This window comes from Phaeobacter sp. JH20_29 (assembly GCF_048056175.1).
In the GTDB taxonomy this organism is placed as follows: Bacteria; Pseudomonadota; Alphaproteobacteria; order Rhodobacterales; family Rhodobacteraceae; genus Phaeobacter; species Phaeobacter bryozoorum.
In genome coordinates, this window is the sequence record NZ_JAYMWO010000013.1 from 454641 (window position 1) to 467409 (window position 12769).

At 60.2% G+C, this 12769-nt stretch carries 14 protein-coding genes; 6 read left to right on the plus strand and 8 right to left on the minus strand.

All coding sequences use genetic code 11. The features are described 5' to 3' along the window. Positions 1 to 32 precede the first annotated feature (32 nt). The 6 genes from VWZ85_RS11900 (at position 33) to VWZ85_RS11925 (ending at position 6829) form a co-directional block, all read left to right on the plus strand. Positions 33 to 1628, plus strand: coding sequence for an ABC transporter substrate-binding protein (locus tag VWZ85_RS11900; RefSeq protein WP_340545620.1), 1596 nt, complete (start codon positions 33 to 35; stop codon positions 1626 to 1628). A 1-nt stretch (position 1629) separates the two neighbouring features. After that, positions 1630 to 2688 carry an ABC transporter permease gene (locus VWZ85_RS11905; protein ID WP_416588393.1) on the plus strand — a complete coding sequence of 353 codons (1059 nt, stop codon included), beginning with the start codon at positions 1630 to 1632 and terminating at the stop codon, positions 2686 to 2688. Next, positions 2685 to 3620 carry a nickel transporter permease gene (nikC, locus tag VWZ85_RS11910; protein ID WP_340545622.1) on the plus strand — a complete coding sequence of 312 codons (936 nt, stop codon included), beginning with the start codon at positions 2685 to 2687 and terminating at the stop codon, positions 3618 to 3620. Before VWZ85_RS11905 ends, nikC begins: the two co-directional genes overlap by 4 nt. Then, positions 3617 to 4474, plus strand: coding sequence for an ABC transporter ATP-binding protein (locus VWZ85_RS11915; protein ID WP_416538774.1), 858 nt, complete (start codon positions 3617 to 3619; stop codon positions 4472 to 4474). The genes nikC and VWZ85_RS11915 overlap by 4 nt, the downstream gene beginning before the upstream one ends. After that, positions 4471 to 5226, plus strand: coding sequence for an ABC transporter ATP-binding protein (locus VWZ85_RS11920; RefSeq protein WP_340545624.1), 756 nt, complete (start codon positions 4471 to 4473; stop codon positions 5224 to 5226). Before VWZ85_RS11915 ends, VWZ85_RS11920 begins: the two co-directional genes overlap by 4 nt. Positions 5227 to 5350: 124 nt before the next feature. Further along, positions 5351 to 6829: an HD-GYP domain-containing protein gene (locus tag VWZ85_RS11925; RefSeq protein ID WP_416540151.1), complete on the plus strand. Its 1479-nt coding sequence runs from the start codon at positions 5351 to 5353 to the stop codon at positions 6827 to 6829. Between the two features lie 327 nt (positions 6830 to 7156). Here the strand turns inward: VWZ85_RS11925 and VWZ85_RS11930 are convergent, their stop codons facing one another. From VWZ85_RS11930 to VWZ85_RS11965, 8 genes are all read right to left on the minus strand, one after another. After that, positions 7157 to 7372 (minus strand): hypothetical protein, encoded by a 216-nt coding sequence (locus VWZ85_RS11930; RefSeq protein WP_416588396.1) that lies wholly within the window; start codon positions 7370 to 7372, stop codon positions 7157 to 7159. Further along, complete coding sequence (locus VWZ85_RS11935) at positions 7353 to 7658, minus strand: hypothetical protein (protein ID WP_416588399.1); 306 nt, start codon at positions 7656 to 7658, stop codon at positions 7353 to 7355. The genes VWZ85_RS11930 and VWZ85_RS11935 overlap by 20 nt, the downstream gene beginning before the upstream one ends. Then, positions 7655 to 8101, minus strand: coding sequence for a lysozyme (locus tag VWZ85_RS11940; protein ID WP_416539444.1), 447 nt, complete (start codon positions 8099 to 8101; stop codon positions 7655 to 7657). Before VWZ85_RS11940 ends, VWZ85_RS11935 begins: the two co-directional genes overlap by 4 nt. Before the next feature lie 16 nt (positions 8102 to 8117). Beyond that, the gene (locus VWZ85_RS11945) at positions 8118 to 8330 is read right to left on the minus strand and encodes a hypothetical protein (protein ID WP_317959869.1); all 213 of its coding nucleotides are present in this window, start codon (positions 8328 to 8330) and stop codon (positions 8118 to 8120) included. A gap of 124 nt (positions 8331 to 8454) precedes the next feature. Beyond that, entirely contained in the window at positions 8455 to 8871 is a 417-nt protein-coding gene (locus VWZ85_RS11950; RefSeq protein WP_416588402.1) for a hypothetical protein, read from the minus strand. Further along, the gene (locus VWZ85_RS11955; RefSeq protein ID WP_416588405.1) at positions 8864 to 9034 is read right to left on the minus strand and encodes a hypothetical protein; all 171 of its coding nucleotides are present in this window, start codon (positions 9032 to 9034) and stop codon (positions 8864 to 8866) included. Before VWZ85_RS11955 ends, VWZ85_RS11950 begins: the two co-directional genes overlap by 8 nt. Continuing rightward, positions 9031 to 9234: a hypothetical protein gene (locus tag VWZ85_RS11960; RefSeq protein WP_416588406.1), complete on the minus strand. Its 204-nt coding sequence runs from the start codon at positions 9232 to 9234 to the stop codon at positions 9031 to 9033. Before VWZ85_RS11960 ends, VWZ85_RS11955 begins: the two co-directional genes overlap by 4 nt. 700 nt (positions 9235 to 9934) lie before the next feature. Next, positions 9935 to 12745, minus strand: coding sequence for a hypothetical protein (locus VWZ85_RS11965; protein WP_416588407.1), 2811 nt, complete (start codon positions 12743 to 12745; stop codon positions 9935 to 9937). Positions 12746 to 12769 lie beyond the last annotated feature (24 nt).

Sequence of the window (12769 nt, forward strand, 5' to 3'; positions counted from 1 at the left end):
TCCAAGATCAAAAACACAATAGGGAGTTAAAGATGAAAACCATTCATACCCTTCTTGGCACCGCCGCGCTGGGGCTGGCGATTGGCCTCACCCCGATGGCGACCATGGCTGAGACGCCCGCCAATATGCTGGTTATTGCCAACCGCATTGACGATATCACCACGCTGGATCCGGCGCAGAGCTTTGAATTTGCGGGTGCCGATGTGATCCGCAACATCTATGGCAAGCTGGTCAACTTTGACCCCTCCGATCTGGACGCCGGCTATCAGCCCGATCTGGCCGAAAGCTGGACCGTCTCCGAGGATGGCCGCACCATCACCTTTACCATGCGCGAAGGCGTGACCTTCCAGTCCGGCAACCCGGTCCGGGCCGAGGATGCGGCGTTTTCGCTGAAGCGCGCGGTCATTCTGAACAAGACGCCGTCCTTCATCATCACGCAGTTTGGCTTTACGCCCGAAAACGTCGATGAAACCATCAAGGTTGATGGCAATACGCTGTCTATCACCACCGACAAACGCTATGCGACCTCCTTTGTTCTGAACTGCCTTACGGCGACCATCGGCGCCATCGTCGACAAGGAACTGGTCATGGCCAATGAGGTCGATGGCGATATGGGCAACAATTGGCTGACCACCAATTCGGCAGGCTCCGGCCCCTACAGCCTGGCCAGCTGGAAGCCGAAGGAAAGTGTCACCCTGAGCGCAAACCCCTCGTATTATGGCGGTGAGCCAGAAATGAAGCGCGTCATCGTGCGCCACGTTCAGGAAAGCGCCACCCAGCGCCTGATGCTGGAACGCGGTGATATCGACGTGGCCCGCGATCTGACGCCCTCGGATGTGGACGGTCTGGCCGGTGTTGAGGGTGTCGAGGTGCTGCGCGAAATGCGCGGCCGCCTGATGTATGTCTCCTTCAACCAGAAACACCCGGAACTGTCGAAGCCGCAGGTCCGTCAGGCGCTGAAATATCTCATCGACTATGACGGGATGGAAAACAGCTTCCTGAAGAACTGGTATGTCGGTCACCAGAACTTCCTGCCGAAGACCTATCTGGGCGCTGTGGACGAAAACCCCTTCTCGCTCGATGTGGAAAAGGCCAAGGCGCTGCTGGCAGAGGCCGGTGTCGAAAATCTGGAGCTGACCGTCGGCGTACGCGAAGCGCAGGAACGGCTGGAAATTGCACAGTCGCTGCAAAACACCTTTGCACAGGCCGGGATCACGCTGAACCTTGAGGTTGGCACTGGCAAACAGATCTTGGGCAAATACCGCGCGCGGGAACTGGATATCTATCTGGGCGCATGGGGCCCGGACTATCCTGATCCGCATACCAATGCGGGGACCTTTGCCTATAACCCGGATAACTCGGACGAAGCCAATGCAACCGGTCTTCTGGCCTGGCGCAACGGCTGGGACACCGGCGGGCTGACGGAAAAGGTTGCCGCCGCCGTGGTCGAGGGCGACACCGACAAGCGCGCCGAGATGTACCACGAAATTCAGGCAGAGTTCCGCGACACAGCCCCCTTTGCCATCATGTTCCAGCTGATCGAACAGGCTGGCATGGCCGACAATGTCGAAGGGCTGAGCCTCGGCGGGGCGATCACCTCCGTCGCCTACTGGGACGTGACCAAGTAAAATGGCGAATTTCGCAACAGAAACGGAGCGGCGGCCTTGGCTGCCTCTCCCCCCTTGGGCGCGCGGCACACTGGTGACGCTGTCGTCCATCGCAGTCACCATGCTGGGCCTCTTGTTCGTGACCTTCCTGATTGGTCGGGTGATGCCCATTGATCCGGTGCTGGCCATCGTGGGGGAACGCGCCACCGAGGAGCAGTATAATGCCGCCTACCGTGAGCTGGGTCTGGACCGGTCGCTGGCTATTCAGTTTTTCTACTATGTCACCGATGTGCTGCGCGGTGATTTCGGAACCTCGCTGCTGACCGCGCGGGATGTTTCCTCCGATATCGCGCGCGTGTTTCCGGCGACCTTTGAACTTGCCACTATTGGCATTCTCTTCGGCTGCATTCTGGGCGTGCCGCTGGGGGTCATCGCCGCCGTACGCCGGGGCAGCTGGATCGACCAGATTGCCCGCGTGATTGCACTTGTGGGCTATTCCATGCCGATCTTCTGGCTCGGACTGATGGGGCTCTTGCTGTTCTACGGCATTCTGGGCTGGGTCGGCGGCCCCGGACGTCAGGGTATTTTCTACGAGGATATGATCCCGTCGGTCACAGGCATGATCCTGGTGGACTCGCTGATTGCAGGTGATTGGGGCGCGTTTCGCGACGCGTTTTCTCATATCGCGCTGCCCGCCGCGCTGCTCGGCTATTACAGCCTTGCCTATATCAGCCGCATGACGCGCTCGTTCATGCTCGAACAGCTCTCGGCGGAATATATCACCACCGCCCGCGTCAAAGGCATGAGTGAATGGGCCGTGGTCTGGACGCACGCATTTCGCAATATCCGCGTGCAGCTGATCACCGTGATCGCCCTAAGCTATGCCAATCTGCTTGAGGGATCGGTTCTGACCGAAATCATCTTTTCCTGGCCGGGGATCGGCAGCTATATCACCACCGCACTTTTGTCGGCTGACATGAATGCGGTACTGGGCGGTACAGTTGTTGTGGGGCTCGTGTTCATCTGCCTCAATATCTTCTCCGATCTTCTCTACAAAGTCTTTGATCCGAGGTCGAAATGAGCCTGTCATCGCAAACCCCGGCCCCTCAGCAGGGCCTGCGCGCCTGGCTGCTGACCGACACGCCGAGATCGCGGCGTCAGGCCCGGCTAGCGGCACTCTATCAGGGCTGGCTGTCGCTGAAGCAGAACCATATGGCGATGGTCGGGCTGGCCATCCTGATTTTGTTGATTTCCATCGCGCTGCTGGCGCCGGTGATCGCGCCCCATGACCCATATGTGCAGAATCTCGCCAATCGGCTGCAACCGTTGGGCAGCGAGGGGCATATTCTGGGCACGGATTCCCTTGGTCGTGATATCCTCAGCCGGTTGATCCATGGCGCCCGCATCACCCTCTATATCGTGGCGCTGGTGGCGCTGATTGCACCGGTTGCGGGCCTTCTGGTTGGCACCGTCTCCGGCTACGTCGGCGGCTGGGCCGATATCATTCTGATGCGGATCACCGATATTTTCCTGGCGTTTCCACGGCTGGTGCTGGCGCTGGCCTTTGTCGCTGCTCTTGGCGCCGGGATTGAAAACGCGGTGCTGGCGATCTCGCTCACTGCCTGGCCGCCCTATGCACGGATGGCGCGGGCCGAGACACTGACGATCCGCTCCTCAGACTATATCAGCGCGATCCGCCTGCAAGGCGCAGGCCCGCTCAGGATCATTATCAAACATATCTGGCCACTCTGCATCTCCTCGCTGATCGTTCGGGTGACGCTCGATATGGCAGGCATCATTCTGGCCGCCGCCGGTCTGGGATTCCTCGGCCTTGGCGCCCAGCCACCAAGCCCGGAATGGGGCGCGATGATCTCCGAAGGGCGCCGGTTCATCCTCGATCACTGGTGGGTGGCCACCATGCCCGGTCTTGCCATTTTTGCCGTTTCGCTGGCGTTCAACCTGCTCGGAGATGGCCTGCGCGACGTATTGGACCCAAAGGACAGCGCCTCATGAGCCCGCTTCTGGATATCGAAAACCTCTGGGTGCGGTTTCCCACCCGCAATGGCATCTTTGACGCAGTGCGCGGTGTGTCCTTCTCGCTCGGCCGTGAACGGCTCGGCATCGTTGGGGAAAGCGGCTCCGGCAAGTCAATGACCGGTCGCGCCATCCTACGACTGATCCGGCCACCCGGCATTGTCGAGGCGGATCACATCAGTCTGCACGGCGAGAACCTGCTGGCAAAATCGGAGCGCGAGATGCGCAAGGTTCGCGGCGAACAGATCTCCATGGTGATGCAGGATCCCAAATTCTCGCTCAACCCGGTGATGACCATCGGCGATCAACTGATCGAAGCCCACCGCCTGCACAGCAAATCCACCAAGACCGAGGCCTATGCCAAGGCCTTGGAAATGCTGGAGGCTGTGTCGATCCGCGACCCGGAGCGCGTGATGACCGCCTACCCGCATGAGATGTCGGGTGGCATGGGGCAACGGATCATGATTGCCATGATGCTGATCCCAAACCCCGAAATCCTGATCGCGGATGAGCCGACCTCGGCGCTGGATGTCTCGGTGCAGGGACAGGTGCTGTCGATCATGGATCGGCTGGTGAAGGAACGCGGCATGGGGCTGATCTTTATCAGCCACGATCTCAATCTGGTGTCGCAGTTCTGTGATCGGGTGCTGATCATGTATGCAGGCCGCATCGTCGAGGTCTGCGACGCCGATCAGCTGCACGAAGCGCAGCACCCTTATACACGAGGTCTGCTCGGCAGCCTGCCCCGATTTGATGCTCCGCGTCCTCGGCTTGAGGTGCTGCAACGTGATCCCGCCTGGCGGGATGCGCCCAGCGTGGAGGGTCGCAGATGACAATGGCGCTGGAAATCAATAACTTAAACGTCTATTTCGGCGACCGTGGCGCATTGGTCCATGCCGTGAAATCGGCGTCTCTGGCGGTCGAGACCGGCGCCAGTTTCGGCCTCGTCGGCGAAAGCGGCTCAGGAAAATCCACTATCCTGAAAGCCATCACCGGTCTCGCGCCGCAGTGGAACGGTGAGATATCGGTTGAGGGCAAACGGCTTGGACCGACCCGTGACCGCGCATTCTACAAGACCGTTCAGATGGTGTTTCAGGATCCCTATGCCTCGCTGCACCCGCGTCAATCCGTGGATCAGGTGCTGTCGGAGACACTGCATCTGCACGGGTTCCGCGACATCGATGCACGGGTGGAACAGCTGCTGCAGGATGTTGGTCTTGGGCCGTCGTTCCGCTTTCGCTATCCGCACCAGCTGTCCGGTGGTCAGCGGCAGCGCGTCGCCATCGCCCGCGCGCTGGCCCCACGGCCGGATATCCTGCTGCTGGACGAGCCGACCTCGGCGCTGGATGTCTCGGTGCAAGCGGAGATCCTGAACCTTCTCAGCGATTTACGTGCCGCGCATGGGCTGACCTTTGTGATGGTGTCTCATGACCTCGCGGTCGTTGCGCATATGTGTGATGCGGCGGCGGTGATGCAGCATGGCGAGATTGTAGAGGTGCTCAGCATTGATGCCATGCGCGCCGGGCAGACACAGCACCCCTATACGCAAACGCTGCTGCGGGCCTCGGCCAATCGGGTGGCCTGAGATGGGGCTGTCAGGGGGCTGCCAAACGGGTGACGCCCCTCGTAATGCGCCGCGCACGGGGCGGTAACCTGAGATTAAGGCCAAGATAGTAGGCTTGACGCGCGTTTGAACAAGGATGCGTGTCATGGTGGCCACGCCGACCCCCTATTCGCTGTCCGGACCGGGTCCGGGGATGACGGTTGCGACCGTCTCCTCTGGTGTCCTGCATGGCGTGACCTACCCAAAGGTTGGCGGCCAGACCGTCCAGCTGGGCGAACTCCTCGGCGCGCTCAGCCATGCGCTTGATCTTACAGAAGGCCAGCCAGAGGGTCATTGCGTAAGATGCTGCTGGATCGGCATGCAGGTCGCCGATTACCTCGATCTGTCGCAGGAGGATCGCGCTGATCTCTACTTTACCCTGCTTCTGAAGGATCTCGGCTGTAGCTCTAACGCCGCCCGCATCTGCGCGCTCTACCGCACGGATGATCTGACCTTCAAACGCAATTTCAAATTCGTAGACGGAACCACCCGGCAGAAGCTCGAATTTGTCCTGCGCCATACCGGCCAGGGCGACAGCCGGTTGAAGCGGTTGAAAACAGTGACCGGCGTGATTGGCCGCAGCGGCAGTCTGGCGACTGAGCTGATCCAGACCCGCTGCGATCGCGGCGCGGAGATCGCCCGGCTGATGCGGTTCTCCGAACAGGTCGCAGAAGGGATCGCAGGGCTGGACGAGCATTGGAACGGCGGCGGCCACCCGGCCGGCATCAGCGGTGACGAGATTCCGCTGTTTTCGCGCATTGCGCTGATGGCTCAGGTCACCGATGTGTTCACGCTACAGATGGGCTCAAAAGCCGCCGCTACCGAGCTGGAGGAGCGTGCCGGAAGCTGGTTCGATCCCGATCTCGTTCCGGTGTTTACCCGGGTGATCCGATCCCCCGGTTTCTATGACGCATTGACCAGCAGTCGACTGGAAGCGAGCGTGTTCTCGGATCGCTCCGCCCGGGCGACCCTCACGGTTGATGAAACCTATCTCGATGAAATTTCCTACGCTTTTTCAAAGGTTATCGACGCAAAAAGCCCCTTTACCTACGGCCATTCCGAACGGGTCGCCCATTACACGGACATGATCTGTGAACAGTTGGGCCATGATCTGGTGCATCGTCGCTGGATGGTGCGGGCCGGACTTCTGCATGATCTGGGAAAGCTGGGGGTATCCAATGCGATCCTCGACAAACCGGGCAAGCTTACGGAGGAAGAGTTCGCCTGCATGAAGCTGCATCCCGTGCTGGGACATGACGTTCTGCGGCGGATTTCAGTCTTTGAAGACGTGGCGGAGGTGGCAGCCGCCCATCATGAACGGCTCGACGGGAAAGGCTACCCGTATGGGCTTGCAGCCGCCGATCTCACCACCGACATGCGCGTGCTGACGGTTGCTGACATCTTTGACGCGCTGACCGCGGACCGGCCCTATCGCTCGGCACTGCCGCTGGAAAAGGCCTTTGAGATAATGGATGATATGCAGGGAACGGCCATAGATCCGGCGATATATCAGGCCCTGAAGGATGCCATAGCCGCCAGCCCCTGGCCTGCCCGCGAAGAGCGGCCATTCTCACCAAAACTCTAGCGCCCCAGATACTTATCTGGCGTTTGTCAGCAGTCCACCGGATGCAGGCAAAACGGCGCTGGAGACAACAAAAAAGCAGAGAGGCAGCAATCGCGCTCTCTGCTTTTCATGGTACCCAAGGCCGGACTCGAACCGGCACGCCCGCAAAGGCGGGGGATTTTGAATTCCGAAGTTATTCTTCAAAATCAAAGTGGTTGTACTCAGGAAAAGCTGGGCGGCGTCGATGTGATGCCGTCCGGTACTCACCCCCAAACACACCAATTTGTGCATCAGCGCACGATCAAGAGCGGATCAAGAAACGCAAAAGCTCCGCCAGTCATGCGGGTATCAGCGCGGCCCGGTCAGTTCCGCTATATCCGCCAGCTTTCCGGCGTTGCACCGTGCGGTAGAGCGCCAACCATAGGTCAGCTCAATCAGACCGCCCTCTGATCGTGCGCCCTTCACCGGTTCAGAGCAAGGCGTGGTCAGCTCATCAGGTATTGGGCGCTCGACATAGACAGGCACCGGTTCGGGCACCAGCCAGCTACAGCCGGTCAAAAGCATCGCCGAGAAAATCAGACAGTGGCGCATCATACCCCTCCATTTCGCGCAGGCGGCGCAGGTCAGCATCCAGTTGGCGCTGTTCGCTCTGCATCCGCTTGATGTGGGCGTCCAACACATCAGCCGCCTGCCGCGCGTCTTCGACCTGCCGTTCGGTGACCCAAAGGCGGCGCTTGGCTGCGTTCAGTTCGTCCTGTACCGCGGCACGGCGCCCGGACTGCCACCAGCCCCAGCCAGTTGCGGTCAGGGCGGCGATAAGGGCAGTGGTGGTCAGAGCGTTGCGGATCACCCGTTCACCGCCTTGAGGCACATCGTGCGCTCGCTGATCCGGCGATTGGTCAGACCGCGCAGCACACGACCCCCGGCACGGTTCCAGCGTGGCAGCTCTTTGCAGGCACCGACCAGATCCCCGGCGTTGGCCTTGCGCACGAGCGTGGACCGACAGGCCGCCCCTGCCCCGACATTGTAGGTCCAGGACAGAAACGCGATCTTGGCGCCGGTCGGAACATCAGCCTTCAGGCAACGGTCCAGCTGGGCCTCATAGCTGCGGAGTTCCAGCGCGAACATCGCGTCACACTCGGCTTTGCTGTAACTATCTCCGGGGGCAACACCTTTGGTTTCGCCATAGCAGACGGTCCAGACGCCCACGGCATCGCGATATGCCTCCGTCCGAAGGCCTTCCCACCCGCCGATGAATGCGGTCGCCAGAGCAGCACTTGCTGCGGCTCCCATGACTGTTTTGCGCGCCTTACCCACGGTAGGCACCCCACTGGGTCATAACCCGGGCCACGGCAGTCAGACCGGCCAGCGCAATCATCAAGCCGGAATAGATCTGGGACGGGATCCCGGCCTCGAAGAACGGCAGAACCGCCTGAACCACGCTGAGAGTGATCATCAGGTAGAGGCCCCACATGGACCAAGCTTCGAGTGCAATCTTTTGCCAATCGTGCGTCAGTTTCATTTTCTTCCTCTGCGTATTGTAAATGGATGGCCCCAGAAGGATCGGCGCATCGGAGGTTTGCCCAAATGCTCGCCCCATGCGAAGAAAGCCCGCTGGCGGGCTGTCTGGTTCGGTTGTGGGTGGCTTACTTCCGGCGTTTTGTGATCCGGGCCAGCACCCGCAGGCACAGCCGCCGGTTGGGATAGAACGCCATTTCCGTGACAGACCACCGGGCCTGTTCTTCGTCGCTCAGGGACTTGTGCATGGCCTTGAGGTGCAGATATGCCGCCAGAGCGCCGCCGCCCTTGAACAGCAGGTCAAGCCAATTGCCAGCCCCGCGCAGCTGCGCGACAGTGAGCCACCCCAGCTTGACCGCAGGCTGCCCGAACACCTGCCAGAAAGCCGTGTTCCCGACCGCCGCGAGGAACCCGCAGAAGATCGCGGCCTGAAGCCACCCCGGCGCGTCTGGGTCGGTCCAGCGCGTAGGCCTATAGGCCCACATCACCAGCGCGCCGTAGAACATCAGGGCAACGCCTGCACCCCAAGAAACCCAATCACCCATCTGTCTGCTTTGCCCCCCGGCTTGCCTCGATTGTCTTGCGTAGAAGGTCGCTGCGGAGCTGCGCGGCCTCCCGTCTCAGCCGATCATTGCGCAACTCGGCCCGCGCAAGGGCGGCCTGCTTTGCGGTCGCGTCGATCCGGCGCAGAAACTGCGGCCACTTCATTGCCCGCGCTCCCGGCTGTATCTGTCGATTGCCCGGATGGTCTCTACCAGCTCGGCGCTGTGTTCACGCTCCCGGTCAAGGTGGCGGTCAGTCTGGCGGTTGTTGCGGCGGTAGAGGTGGCCGACGGCGTAGGACAGGGCTGCGATCACAACAGCGCTAAGCCCGCCTCCGATTTCCTCGATGATGAGGGAGAGGTCCATGGCTACACCGGCGGTAGGGCTATTGTAGCGGATCGCCAGCCATCAGTACCGGAACCCCCGAATGGACCGGGATCTATATTAAGAACATCGGATACGGCCCATGCCAACATAGCAGTAGCAGTGGATTCTGGGGTTGGGCTTGACGTTCTCGATCCTACCAACTCGAAGCCAGTAGGCGACGTTACATCGGTTACTGCATCATCGTCTATAGCCCCGCAAGCAAGAACAAGTGACCCAACACCTGCACCCGACAAGTTCGGACAATCCGGCATACCGGAACTACCACTTGTATTGGCTGAGGTCAGCCCACTCGCCGTAAACCCTCTGAATAACCCAAAAACCCAGCCGCAATAGTTCGCCTCACTGGCGCTTACCGTAGTGTCGCTCGTGATACGAGTGTTTACACCATCCCAAGTAGCTACCAGAAAGGCGTGTCCGGGCGAGGTGGTTGAAACCGCTGATATTTTTTGTGCAGCTAATGGCCCTGACGTATAGTCGGCTAAGCCCAAGTTGCTGCTGTCAGAAGCCCCAGCACCAACCAGTACATCCCCAACCTGCGCATTGGGAAAAGTGCTAGCAAAGTCCCAGTCCAAATATGGCCCCGCCGTCGCCACAATAGTAGTGGTTCCAATTAAAGGTCCACCCCCGCCCTGATTGGCAGCCACGTAAGCCATCATGGCATTTGCGAAAAGCTTGCTCATTAGGAGAACTCCACGCCGGTTGCATGGGTATTCGATGACCCGTGCCGCTTGAATGTAAATTCCAGCGTTGCGGTCCCGCTGGACGGTTGGGCACCTCCTGCCCATTTCACCCCGCCGCCGGGGAGGGTGAAGTTAATGGTCTGCGAATTTGGCTCAGCCACGATCACGCACACCGTTTCCGTCACGATCAGGGCGGAAAGGTCCACGGTCAGCGTTCCGGTCAGCGGCCCGCCTGTGATGTTCAGCCCGTTTCCGTTGGCGCGATCCCACACGACTGTTCCTGATGTGGCCGATGAGGATAGGTGCTGCGTGTAATGGCCAATATCAGCGCCGTCGTTGCTGGCAGTATCCCCGACTGTGCCATCGCGGATCGCCCCGTTGTTCGCCCGGAACAGCTCAAGTGGCGTTGCTGCCCCCGTCGCGCCCGCAGCATCCCTAGGCTCAAGCACCAACCCTCGCACCGGGTTTGCGGCATTGCCCAGCGCCCCCGCAGTTGTCGGCACGAGGTTATTCCCGCTCTCCGACCAGTTGATCAGGCCAGACCCGCCGCCATCCAGCGCGGAGAGGTCCACCGTCAGATCGCCGCCGACCGACCGGGTGAGCGTCAGGACGTTGGTCCCGCTGTCGAACGAAACACCGGTCACAACGCCGTCAGCCGATCCACCACCGCCCACGGCATAGCTCTGAACGCCGACATACTTGCCGAGGAAGTCAACCCACAGGAACTCCGTGATTTGGAACGCGCCCCCGCCGATCCGGGTATTACCGACGCAAAGGGAGTTGTTCTCCACGTCAATGTATGTGCCGGCATCGGAGCTGAGAGAGGCCAGCCAGAACCGCCGTGCCTCCGCCTTCTCGATGGTCAAGGTGCAAGCGTACCCGGCGGTGTTGACGTAATACAGGCTGTCTTGCTGTGGCGTCAGGTTGTGCGGCTCATCAGGCAAGCGGATGCACTCATCAACCCCGGCGGGATATTCCCCGGAAAAGCTGCTGGCAACATCAAGGAGGGACCGGATCGCGCGCGGATCAGGCTCAAGAGCGACGTTGAGCATGTCGCCGTTACGCATGGAGTGGCTGTTATTCACATCCTGCGCCGCGCCATATGGCCCTTCAGGGCCGCCGGTGCTGATGAACTCGACAGGCACACCGCGCAGCTCATCATCTGCATTACGGTTGTTCGCGACATGGACACGATACTTCAACAACCTCTCGCCGGTGCTGGCATCGCGATAGACCTGTTCAACCCAGATCGCACCCTCAAGGCTGTTCAAGGTGCCGTCAAGATCGAGGGTGGTGACAAAAGACCACGCGCCGTTGATGGGATCAGTCGCGGAGTGGATCTCGATATTCCGGTTTGCGCTGTTCTTGATGCACATGTACCAGGTGCCGTTCTCCGCCTGCACAAGGTCAGGTTCCAGCATCGCGGTTGTGGTTGTGCCAACGCTCATCGCGACAGGCGGCCCGAATGTCAGAGCCTCGATATCAAGACACTCTGCGATGAATGGCCGGAACGTCGGAGACGGATTGCCGAAACCATCTGTGTAATCGTCCTGTGTGCGGAGGCTGATGGTCAAATAGACCTTGTCACCGATATTGTGCAGGCGCGGACTCCACAGCAGATCTACCGCCCGCGTGGCCCCCGGCAGGACCGTACCGCGAACACCGCCAAAAGCGTTGCCGCCTTGAAGCTGGCACTTCACACTTACGGGAGTGACAATATCGCTCGATACGAAGATCGAGAAGTCATATTCAAGCCCTTCGCCAGCCGTCACCGGCATCATCCACGGATCGTTCCGGCGCTGCCGCGCCCAGAAGGGCTGGCTATCACGCCCGCCGGTGGTCGCATCGCCCGCCCCCCGCGTGATCGGCGTCTGGTTCAGGCGCTTCAGGCTTAAGCCATCATTCGAGAGAAAGGCATATTGCGCTGTCACGTCCTGGTTCTTGAAAGCTGTCATCAAGAACAGGTTGTCCAGCTCCCCGCCCTCATGGCGCAAGCCATCCACGCCGAACCGCCAGAGAGCGCCATCAAGACCAGTTGCAGTGCTGTCTACCGTATATCCTGCCCCGTTGCAGAAAACCCGCTGGCCATCCCGCAGATCCCCGCGCTGGATCGCGCCGCGCAGCTTGTAAATGTCGGAGAACTCAGGCCCGATCTCAAACGCCTTGACCCCGCCAGCGGTCACAATATCCGGGTTTGCTTCAGTGGGATGGGCTACGATGTAGCGGGTGTTCTCGGTTTCCGGTGAAAGGATCGTGCCGACGGTGTAGCTCTCAGTCGGATCAGCCAATAGTGCCTGGCCGGTGCGAAACGCCTTGATCATCGTCAGTTCGTCATCTGGCACCCCCGCATCGCGCGGTTCGACCAACTGGATACCTGTTCCTTCAGCATTGATTGCCAGAACCTTGCCAGCCGTCAGGGGAACCGGGTCGATGGCTTTGAAGAAGCGCAAGCTCCGACGGCTGTTGCGGAACAGCTCTGACACAACCGACCAGATCCGCCCTAACTCCACATTCAGCTTTTGCACCAGCTGACCGCTGTTCAGATAGTCCTGCTGGCGCCAGGGTGTGAGAGCGCCATCAATGACAATGATTGAACCTTCGCCCAATGCGTCGTTGAACGTGAGCGTCGCGTTGTCGTCAAACCCGTCGTTGAAACGGGCTGATAGCGTCCAATCCTCCCGCGGCGCGTCATTGACGTAGACAGCCAGCCCATCTGTATCGAAAAGACGGAAATCGAGATCAAACGGGCCCGCGCTCGCAGAGGCCAGTGTGATGGTCGTGGAACGATCGGATTTTGCAACGGTAGCCATGAGCGAGACTTTGCCCGCCATGAC

Excerpts from the sequence above, each read along its gene's own strand:
- VWZ85_RS11900 (WP_340545620.1), top strand. The coding sequence starts at position 33 with ATGAAAACCATTCATACCCTTCTTGGCACCGCCGCGCTGGGGCTGGCG.
- VWZ85_RS11905 (WP_416588393.1), top strand. The coding sequence starts at position 1,630 with ATGGCGAATTTCGCAACAGAAACGGAGCGGCGGCCTTGGCTGCCTCTC.
- nikC (WP_340545622.1), top strand. The coding sequence starts at position 2,685 with ATGAGCCTGTCATCGCAAACCCCGGCCCCTCAGCAGGGCCTGCGCGCC.
- VWZ85_RS11915 (WP_416538774.1), top strand. The coding sequence starts at position 3,617 with ATGAGCCCGCTTCTGGATATCGAAAACCTCTGGGTGCGGTTTCCCACC.
- VWZ85_RS11920 (WP_340545624.1), top strand. The coding sequence starts at position 4,471 with ATGACAATGGCGCTGGAAATCAATAACTTAAACGTCTATTTCGGCGAC.
- VWZ85_RS11925 (WP_416540151.1), top strand. The coding sequence starts at position 5,351 with ATGGTGGCCACGCCGACCCCCTATTCGCTGTCCGGACCGGGTCCGGGG.
- VWZ85_RS11930 (WP_416588396.1), bottom strand. The coding sequence starts at position 7,372 with ATGCTTTTGACCGGCTGTAGCTGGCTGGTGCCCGAACCGGTGCCTGTC.
- VWZ85_RS11940 (WP_416539444.1), bottom strand. The coding sequence starts at position 8,101 with ATGGGAGCCGCAGCAAGTGCTGCTCTGGCGACCGCATTCATCGGCGGG.
- VWZ85_RS11945 (WP_317959869.1), bottom strand. The coding sequence starts at position 8,330 with ATGAAACTGACGCACGATTGGCAAAAGATTGCACTCGAAGCTTGGTCC.
- VWZ85_RS11950 (WP_416588402.1), bottom strand. The coding sequence starts at position 8,871 with ATGGGTGATTGGGTTTCTTGGGGTGCAGGCGTTGCCCTGATGTTCTAC.
- VWZ85_RS11955 (WP_416588405.1), bottom strand. The coding sequence starts at position 9,034 with ATGAAGTGGCCGCAGTTTCTGCGCCGGATCGACGCGACCGCAAAGCAG.
- VWZ85_RS11960 (WP_416588406.1), bottom strand. The coding sequence starts at position 9,234 with ATGGACCTCTCCCTCATCATCGAGGAAATCGGAGGCGGGCTTAGCGCT.
- VWZ85_RS11965 (WP_416588407.1), bottom strand. The coding sequence starts at position 12,745 with ATGGCTACCGTTGCAAAATCCGATCGTTCCACGACCATCACACTGGCC.